Here is a 9,243-nt window from a genome sequence, read left to right on the forward strand (position 1 = left end):
GACACCGCGTCGTCAGCCGGCCAGTGCGATGCGCGCGGTGACACGCGCAAACCGGCGCTGGTATTCGCGGGGCGATAGCCCGGTTTCGCGCTTGAACAGGCGGCGGAAGGTCGACAGGTCGTTGTAGCCGACGCGCGCGCTGACGGCGTCGAGCTTCAGCCGCCTGGATTCGATCAGGCGCTTGGCGACGTCGACGCGCAGCGCCTGCAGATATTGCAGGGGCGCTTCGCCGACCGCCAGCTTGAAGCGACGGTTCAAGGTGCGCTCGCTGACCGCAAGGTCGCGCGCCAGCCGGGCGAGGCTGAAGCCCCGTTGCAGCGACTTCTCCATCAGGCTTTGCGCCTGCGCCACCAACGCGTCGGAATGCTGTATGTCGTGGGTGCGGCTGGCATAGGGCGCCTGCGAAACGCGATTGCCGTCGATCAGCATCAGCTTGCCGGTCTCGGTCGCCACGTCGGTGCCGGCGAATTTCTCGACCAGCCGCAGCGCAAGATTGAGCGACGTGGTCACCGCGCCCGAGCAGACGATCCGGTTCTGCTCGGTGAGGATTTCGGCAACGCGCAGGTCCACCGCCGGATAGCGCATCGCGAATGTCCGCCCCTTTGCCCAATGGGTGGTCGCGACCCGGCCGTCAAGCAGGCCGGCTTCGGCGAGGATGACGCTGCCGGTACAATAGGACGCGAGCAGGGTGCCGCGCTCATGCTGCCGCCGCAGTGCGGCGAGCAGCGGCTCGACCGTATCGAGCCGCGCGAAGAACCGCTCGATATCGCCGACGAACGGTCCGGGGATCACGACCGCATCCGCCGATGACCGCGCGCTGATCGGTCCGTCGACACCGACGATCTGGCCGGACGCGGTCTGTATCGGCCGGCCGCTCAGGGACTCGATGCGCCACCGCAGCTGCGACGGCTTGCCGTTCTGACGCCTGGGCCGGTTCGCCGCCACTGAATTGGCGGCGGTGAACACGTCGACAATGCCGGCGACCCCCGAAGCGAGGATGCCGTCATAGACCCAAATCCGGATGAGTGGCACGGCCGTGTCCGATCTTGCACAAGATGAGGCAATTCTGCCATCGCGCAGGGGACCCGGCAAGCGACGATGGCTGACGCTGAATGTGACGCGATATGTGACTGCCCGACAGGCAACTCGGCAAAACCTGTCGCAGGGCTCAGATACCCGACTCAAAAGTCAGGCCACACATTCAGCGTCGTCCTGGCTTTCGCCAGGACGACGGCGGTGGATGGGGGGTCGAGCACCGCCTCAAATCGCTCGCGCAAATCTGCGAAAGCCCGGCGCACCGGTCAGCGCCTCGAATGCGGCGTCACGCTTCTCTTCGGCGAAGCCAAAGCCGGCCTTGGCGTAGCAGCGTTCGGCCACGTCGTTGCCGATCACGAACGAAACCGACGCCTGGGCATAGCCCGCAGCCTTGCCGTCGGCGAGCGCGCGGCCGATCAGGGCCTGCACCAGACCGCCGCCGCGATGCGGAGATTCGTTTGCGACATGCTCGATCAGCCAGTCGCCCTCGCCGCCCTGGACCCAGCAGCTACGGGCATAGCTCCCGCGCGCAACGATGCCGTCGGCATCCACACCGGTCTCCGCCGCGACCTCCTCGATCGCCGCGCGTGCGGCAACGACCGTTCCGGATGCCGGCATCGCGCACAGCGCAGCCGCCGGCACGCCGTCGACCTCAGCGACCAGGAAATGGGCGACATGGTACCATGACCGCACCCGCGCCACGGCAAGCCGCGTCATGAACGCGAGGCACTCCCGCTCAGGCCGATCGAGCGCGATGTCGAACCAGCCGCGCGGCAGCGGGCCGCGCTGTGCGGCCAGGACAACACGCGCGATGAAGGCGGCGTCGTCGGATCGTGCGGGACGGATCGAAGATCGTCCCGCACCGATCATCTCAGGTGTTCGTCAGCGCGACGCGGAATTCCGCCTCGGTCTTGGCCTTGACCTCGTCGAGCGTGACGCCGTCGGCCAGCTCGATCAGCGCCATGCCGTCCTTGCCGTGCTTGTCGATGGTGAACACCGCCAGATCGGTGACGACCATGTCGACCACGCGTTCGCCGGTCAGCGGCAGATTGCACTGCTTGAGCAGCTTCGGGCCGTCCTTGGCGGAATGCTCCATCACGACCACGACCCGCTTGACACCGGCGACGAGGTCCATGGCGCCGCCCATGCCCTTCACCATCTTGCCGGGGATCATCCAGTTGGCGAGGTCGCCGTTCTGCGCCACCTGCATGGCGCCGAGGATCGACAGATCGATATGGCCGCCACGCACCATGCCGAAGGAATCGGCCGACGAGAAATAGCTGGTCGAGGGCAGCTCGCTCACGGTCTGCTTGCCGGCGTTGATGAGGTCGGCGTCCACCTCGTCCTCATAGGGGAACGGGCCCATGCCGAGCATGCCGTTCTCGCTCTGCAGGTTCACGTCGACGCCGTCGGGGATGTAGTTCGAGACCAGCGTCGGGATGCCGATGCCGAGATTGACGTAATAGCCATCGCGCAATTCCTTGGCGGCGCGGGCGGCCATCTGTTCACGGGTCCAGGCCATGAGTCTCTCCTGAAAAATCGGGTTTTAAGCGGCGGGCCGCGGACGGGTGTTGCGGAACTCGATCCGCTTCTTGCCGGTGCCGACCTGGATGATGCGTTTGACGAAAATGCCGGGGGTGTGGATGTGGTCCGGGTCGATCTCGCCGGCCGGCACCAGATGCTCGACCTCGGCGACGGTGACCTTCGCGGCGGTCGCCATCATCGGGTTAAAATTGCGCGCGGTCTTGCGGTAGACGAGGTTACCGGCGGTGTCGCCCTTCCAGGCGTGGACGATGGCGACGTCGGCGAACAGGCCGCGCTCCATGATGTACTTCTCGCCGTCGAATTCCTTCACTTCCTTGCCTTCGGCGATCAGCGTGCCGACGCCCGTTTTTGTGTAGAAGGCCGGGATGCCGGCGCCGCCGGCGCGGATGCGCTCGGCCAAGGTGCCTTGCGGGTTGAACTCAAGCTCGAGCTCGCCAGCAAGATATTGCTGGGCGAACAGCTTGTTCTCGCCGACATAGGACGAGATCATCTTCTTGATCTGGCGCGTCTCCAGCAGCCGGCTGAGGCCGATGCCGTCGACGCCGGCATTGTTGGAGACGACGGTGAGGCCCTTGACGCCGGATTCGCGGATCGCGTCCGACAGGGTCTCGGCGATGCCGCAGAGGCCAAAGCCCCCCGACATGATCATGATGCCGTCCTTGAGGAGACCATCGAGTGCCGATTTGGCGTCGGGATAAACTTTGTTCATGCAGCGAATACCTGATGGAGGGCGCGGAACGGCTGTGTCAAAGCGGATTATTAGGCGAAATCTTCGCAATGCGTCAATCACGGCCCCGTGCGGCGGCCGCCGCCACCCCGTGACATCAACATGGCCTTGAAAGCGTCAAGAAAACCCTTCAAGTTGCGTGGGTTGGCAGGGGCCTCCGGCGAGAGCCCGCTGTGTTCGACGACGACCCGACAAACCTCAACCCGACCCGGATATGTCATTGACGATGGCCCAAGGAATTAAGCGCCTGGGGATGCCGATCGCGGCGCTCTTGGGCCTGGCGCTGGTCGGGCTGGTCGGAACGTCGTGGTTCCTCAACCGGGACGCGCTGCGCAGCGCCGTGGAAGCGCAGATTCGCTCGGTCACCGGGCTCGAGCTCGTCGTCAACGGCCCGATCGATGTTTCGGTCTTTCCCGGCAGTTATGTCTCCTTTCACAATGTCGGGCTCAAGGGCGCCGATACCATCGGCCCCGCTTTGCAGGTCGATGTGCTGACCGCCAATCTGCGCCTGCTGCCGCTGCTGCTGCGGCGGTTCGAGATCGCGGACGTCATGATGCTGCGTCCGCATATCCGTGTGGTCCGCGACGCCGCCGGCGAAAGCAACTGGACACCGTTTGTCGAGACCATCGCCAAGGCGATGACGCCCGGCGCCGAGAATCAGGTGTCGTTCTCCGAAATCCGGATCCAGGACGGCGAGCTGAACTACCAGGACGGCACCAACAACATCTCCGAGCAGCTCGGCGATATCGATCTTTCGCTGGCCTGGCCCTCGATCTCGCGTTCCTTTGCCGCAACCGGCCAGTTCGACTGGCGCGGCGAGCGGGTCGACGGCTCGATCAGCGCCAGCGATTTCGTCGCGCTGCTGTCGGGCGACCGTTCCGGCCTCAAGGCCCGGCTCGCCAGCGCGCCGCTCAAGGTTGCATTCGACGGAACCGTCGCCAACCGGACCAGCCTGATGATGGAAGGCACAGCCACCATGGACTCACCGTCGCTGCGCAACGCGTTGCGCTGGATGGGACAGGCACCGCCCGGCGGCGGTGGCGGCTTCGGCCGCTTCGCGCTGAAGGCCCGCGCCAATGTGGTCGGCGGCTCGGTCGCTTTCACCAATGTCAATGTCGAGCTCGACGGCAACGTCGCCGAGGGCGTGATGACCTACTCCAGCAACGGCCGGCAGACCCTGCAGGCGACGCTCGCCGCCGGCAATCTCGATTTCACGCCCTACATCTCGACGTTCCGCCTGCTGGCCAGCGGCCAGCGCGACTGGAACAGACAGCTGTTCGACCTGTCCTCGCTGTCGTCGACCGATCTCGACATGCGCCTGTCGGCCGCCAAGGTGACGGTCGGGCCGTCGAAGCTCGGCCGCACCGCGTTCGGCGCCAATCTGCGCGGCGGCGCGCTCGCGCTGAGCGTCGGCGAGGCGCAGATGTATGGCGGCATCGCCAAGGGCTCGTTCGCGATCGCGCGCTCGGATGCGGTCGCAGATGTACGGGCGCAATTCCAGTTCACCGACGTCGATCTGCAGGCCTGCGCCAGCGAATTGTTCGGCATCAATAAGTTGTCGGGCCGCGGCAACCTCAACGTCTCGCTGATGGCCTCCGGCTCGAGCCCGTTCGGGCTGGCGTCGTCGCTGGACGGCACCGCCACGCTGACCGGACATGACGGCGCGATCGCGGGCTTCAATGTCGAGCAGCTCCTGAAGCGGCTGGAGAAGCGGCCGCTGTCCGGCGGCGGCAATTTCCGCTCCGGCTCGACGCCCTATGACAATCTCAGCGTCTCGGTGAAATTCGCCGACGGCGTCGCGACCGCCGACGACATCCATGTCGTGAGCCCGGCGGCGAAGATCACGCTGACCGGCACCGCCTCGGTGCCGTCGCGCGAATACGATCTCAAGGGCGTCGCCAGCCTGACCTCGGCGTCCGCCGGGGGCAACGCATTCGATCTGCCGTTCGTGATTCAGGGCCCGTGGGATGATCCGCTGATCTTTCCCGATCCGGAAAGCCTGATCCGCCGCTCGCCGGCATCCGCCCCGCTGCTCGACGCAGTGAAGGATCGCAAGACCCGCGACGCGGTGCGTTCGGTGATCGAGCGCTTCACCGGCGGAGCCGCACGGCCGGCGGCCGCACCCGATGCTGCGGCCGGCGCGCCTGCCGGCGCACCGGCGTCATCGGCCGAGAATGCCAAATCGAACTGACCAGGTCGAACCAACGAACTCGAACGGATCGATCCATTCACTTTCCGCATGGATGCACCGGGACTGATCCACGCTCTCGCTGCGAGCCCCCTACAGAAGTCGTCGATCCGGCATCTTTATCAGGTCACGGGCATGCGCTAGTGTTTTCTCCAACCGGTTAAAAAAGCCGGCGTCATTGAGGGGAGAACAACGTGAGATCCAAGGTTATCGGTGCGCTTTCAATTGCGGTCGCCGCGGTCGGCCTGTTTGCCGCAACTGCACCCGCTCTGGCGCAGGGCAAGACGATCACCGTCTGGTGGGGTAAGGGATTTTACAAATCCGAAGATGACGCGCTGCTCGAGACGATCAAGAAATTCGAAGCCAAGACCGGCATCAAGGTCGAACTGTCGCAATACGCGATCCAGGACATGATTCCGAAGACGGTCGCCGCGCTGGATTCCGGCACCGTGCCCGACGTCGCCTATTCCGACACCTACGATGTGCAGGCCCAGGGCAAGTGGGCCTATGAGGGTAAGCTCGAAGATCTGTCCGACATCATGCTGCCGATGAAGGACGCCTTCGCGCCGAACACGCTGGAAGCGGCCCTGCTCTACAATGACGTCACCAAGAAGAAGTCCTATTACGGCTTCCCGCTGAAGCAGCAGAGCATGCACGTCCAGATCTGGGGCGACATGCTGGAGAAGGCCGGATTCAAGGCCGCCGACATCCCGACCAAATGGGAGGACTACTGGACGTTCTGGTGCGACAAGGTGCAGCCGGCGATCCGCAAGGCGACCGGCCAGCGCATCTACGGCGTCGGCCAGCCGATGGGCGTGGAATCCACCGACTCGTTCCAGTCGTTCTACACCTTCATGGATGCCTACCACGTCAAGCTGGTCGACGACGACGGCAAGCTCCTGGTCGACGATCCCAAGGTGCGCGACGGCCTGATCCACGCGCTGAAGGACTACACCGACACCTATATCAAAGGCTGCACGCCGCCGTCCTCGACGACCTGGAAGGATCCGGACAACAACGTCGCCTTTCACAACAAGACGATCGTGATGACGCACAATTTCACGATCTCGATCGCGGCGAAGTGGTTCGAGGATTCGACCAACCCGGCGCTGACCGACGCGCAGCGCGCCGCCGGCAAGCAGGCCTATGAGCAGGACATCATCACGGCGTCCTTCCCCAAGGCGCCGGACGGCTCGACGATCCGGTACCGTTCCGACGTCAAGACCGGGCTGATCTTCGCCAACGCCAAGAACAAGGCCGAAGGCAAGCAGTTCATCAGCTTCCTGATGCAGGAAGACAACGTCCGGCCCTATATCGAAGGTGCACTCGGCCGCTGGTTCCCGGTGACCAAGGCCAGCCAGGCCAGCCCGTTCTGGCAGGCCGACCGGCATCGCAAGGCGGTCTGGAATCAGTTCACCGGCGGTACCGCGCCGTTCGACTTCACCAAGAACTGGAAGTTCACCATCCTGAACAATGAGAACGTCTGGGCCAAGGCCATGAACCGCGTCGTCAGCGAGAAGGTGCCGGTGGACAAGGCCGTCGACGAACTGATCGCCCGCATCAAGCAGGTCGCGGGGTAAGGCAAAGGATGACGACCGCCGCGGACATATGCATCCGTCGTCCCTGCGAAAGCAGGGACCCATACGCCGCGGCGGTCGTTTTCGAGAATGCTGGTTGACGGCTTTCGTGCAATAACGAAAGCCGGTGGTTATGGGTCCCTGCTTTCGCAGGGACGACAGGGTAGGCGTAGGCGCAAGCGGTAGCTTGCTCAAAGAGTAACCGAATGGCGATCACGCTCTCCGCATCCGATACCCCCTCGCCGCCTTTGTCGGCACGGCTGTCGCCGCCGCAGGTGTGGGGCATCGCGCTGCTCGCGCCCTATCTGCTCGTCTTCCTCGCCTTCGTGGTCTACCCGGTCGGCTATGGCCTGTGGCTGGCGCGCCAGCCTTCGAGCTATGTCGCGCTCTACAACGACCCGATCTTCGCGCGCGCGGCGGTCAACACGCTGATCTTCCTGGTCATCGGCATCAACATCAAGATGCTGATCGCGCTGTTCCTGTCCGGCTTCTTCGCCCAACAGCGGCCGTGGATCAGATGGCTGTCGGTCATCTTCATCCTGCCCTGGGCGGTGCCGTCGATCCCGACCATCCTGTCGGTGCGGTTCATGCTCAATCCCGAATGGGGCGTGGTCAACCAGCTGATCTTCAAGTTCACCGGCGACGACGGCCCGAACTGGCTGAACGATCCGGCGGTCGCGCTCGCAATGGCGATCGGCGTGCACATCTGGAAGTCGCTGCCGTTCTGGACGCTGATCCTGCTGACCGGGCGGCTCGCGATCTCGCACGATCTGTACGAGGCGTCCGACGTCGACGGCGCCAATTGGTGGCAGAAATTCCGCTACATCACCTGGCCGTCGATGCAGACGCTCTACATCACCTGCACGCTGCTCTCGATGATCTGGACGCTGGGCGACTTCAACAGCGTCTATCTGCTCACCGGCGGCGGGCCGGCCGACCTCACCCACGTGCTGTCGACACTCGGCATCCGCTATCTCAGGCTCGACCAGCTCTCGCTGGCGATGGCCTCGATCGTCTGCGCGATGCCGTTCGTGCTGCCGCTGGTCTATTTCATGATGAAACGGTTGTCGCGATGAAGCTGCCCACACTCCGCGAAGTCGGCACCGAGGCCAAGCTGCTCTTGATCGGCATTCCGGTCTTCATCTGGACCATGATCCCGATCTACCACATGTTCGTGTTCGCGATCTCGCCGAAGGAGGACGCGTTCACCGGCAAGCTGTGGCCGACGCATCCGACACTGCATAATTTCTCGATCGTGTTCCACCAGCAGCATTACTTCCTGCGCGACTTCTGGATCCAGTTCTGGAACTCGACCGTGATTGCGCTCGCCGTCGGCGCGCTGACGCTGTTCGTCGCCACCGCCGCCGCCTTCTCGATCTCGCGGCTGCGCGTGCCGGGCGGCCGCGCGGTCATGAACATGGCGCTGTTCACCTATTTCATCCCGGCGGCGTTCCTCGCCGTGCCGATGTACCGCACCATGGGCACCTATGGCCTGCTCAACAATCACTGGTCGCTGATCCTGGCGATGGTCACGATCGCCGCGCCCTACGCGATCTGGGTGCTAAAGCAGGCCTCGGACAAGCTGCCGGTCGAGCTCGACGAGGCCGCGACGATGGATGGCGCCACCACGCTGCAGCTGTTCCGCCTGGTCTATGTGCCGCTGATGATGCCCTCGCTGGTCGCGGTCGGCACCTATGCGATCCTGCTCGCCTGGAACGAATATCTCTACGCCTTCCTGCTGCTGTCGAAGGACACCGACATCACGCTGCCGGTGGCGCTCGGCAACTTCCTCGCCGCCGACGATTCGCCGTGGGAATTGCTGATGACCACCGGCTTCATCTACGCGCTGCCCCCGGCCGCGATCTACTACGCCTTCAAGCGCTACATGGTCGGCGGGCTGACGGCCGGCGCGGTCAAGTCGTGAGGCCAGAGCGTTTTCGAGCGAAGTGGGCGCACGCAACTTCTCTCACCTCACTGTGCGAGTGAGGTGAGCACGCTGCCCAGGCTCCCTCCCCCCTTGCGGGGGTCCGAGGCGAGCGAAGCTCGCTCTCGAGGTCGGGGAGAGGGTGCTACACGGCGCTCTCTCTCCGTTCAGCGTTTCAACGAGCGCGATCGAGATTGCGAGACCGACGCTCGCGTCAATCATCTCAGCCGGGGTCACCCCTCTCCCC

The 9,243-nt window shown here is 64.4% G+C and carries 8 protein-coding genes; 4 read left to right on the forward strand and 4 right to left on the reverse strand.

The window, feature by feature from the left end; all coding sequences use genetic code 11:
• Window positions 1-12 precede the first annotated feature (12 nt).
• The 4 genes from FNJ47_RS06520 to FNJ47_RS06535 all read right to left on the reverse strand — a co-directional run bounded on the left by FNJ47_RS06520 (window position 13) and on the right by FNJ47_RS06535 (window position 3,289).
• Window positions 13-1,032 (reverse strand): helix-turn-helix domain-containing protein, encoded by a 1,020-nt coding sequence (locus FNJ47_RS06520; protein WP_163151792.1) that lies wholly within the window; start codon window positions 1,030-1,032, stop codon window positions 13-15.
• Window positions 1,033-1,260: 228 nt separating this feature from the next.
• Window positions 1,261-1,905, reverse strand: a complete 645-nt coding sequence (locus FNJ47_RS06525) for a GNAT family N-acetyltransferase (RefSeq protein WP_163151794.1) — start codon at window positions 1,903-1,905, stop codon at window positions 1,261-1,263.
• Window position 1,906: 1 nt separating this feature from the next.
• Window positions 1,907-2,557 carry a 3-oxoacid CoA-transferase subunit B gene (locus tag FNJ47_RS06530; RefSeq protein ID WP_163151796.1) on the reverse strand — a complete coding sequence of 217 codons (651 nt, stop codon included), beginning with the start codon at window positions 2,555-2,557 and terminating at the stop codon, window positions 1,907-1,909.
• A 24-nt stretch (window positions 2,558-2,581) separates the two neighbouring features.
• Window positions 2,582-3,289: a CoA transferase subunit A gene (locus FNJ47_RS06535; protein WP_163151798.1), complete on the reverse strand. Its 708-nt coding sequence runs from the start codon at window positions 3,287-3,289 to the stop codon at window positions 2,582-2,584.
• A gap of 244 nt (window positions 3,290-3,533) precedes the next feature.
• Here FNJ47_RS06535 and FNJ47_RS06540 point away from each other — a divergent pair, with 244 nt between their 5' ends.
• From FNJ47_RS06540 to FNJ47_RS06555, 4 genes are all read left to right on the forward strand, one after another.
• Entirely contained in the window at window positions 3,534-5,498 is a 1,965-nt protein-coding gene (locus tag FNJ47_RS06540) for an AsmA family protein (RefSeq protein ID WP_163151800.1), read from the forward strand.
• A 191-nt stretch (window positions 5,499-5,689) separates the two neighbouring features.
• Complete coding sequence (locus FNJ47_RS06545) at window positions 5,690-7,075, forward strand: ABC transporter substrate-binding protein (RefSeq protein WP_163151802.1); 1,386 nt, start codon at window positions 5,690-5,692, stop codon at window positions 7,073-7,075.
• A gap of 203 nt (window positions 7,076-7,278) precedes the next feature.
• Window positions 7,279-8,148, forward strand: coding sequence for a carbohydrate ABC transporter permease (locus FNJ47_RS06550; RefSeq protein ID WP_163151804.1), 870 nt, complete (start codon window positions 7,279-7,281; stop codon window positions 8,146-8,148).
• Window positions 8,145-8,996 carry a carbohydrate ABC transporter permease gene (locus FNJ47_RS06555; RefSeq protein WP_163151806.1) on the forward strand — a complete coding sequence of 284 codons (852 nt, stop codon included), beginning with the start codon at window positions 8,145-8,147 and terminating at the stop codon, window positions 8,994-8,996. The genes FNJ47_RS06550 and FNJ47_RS06555 overlap by 4 nt, the downstream gene beginning before the upstream one ends.
• The last annotated feature ends 247 nt before the right edge of the window (window positions 8,997-9,243 follow it).

The organism is Bradyrhizobium uaiense (assembly GCF_010811875.1).
In the GTDB taxonomy this organism is placed as follows: Bacteria; Pseudomonadota; Alphaproteobacteria; order Rhizobiales; family Xanthobacteraceae; genus Bradyrhizobium; species Bradyrhizobium uaiense.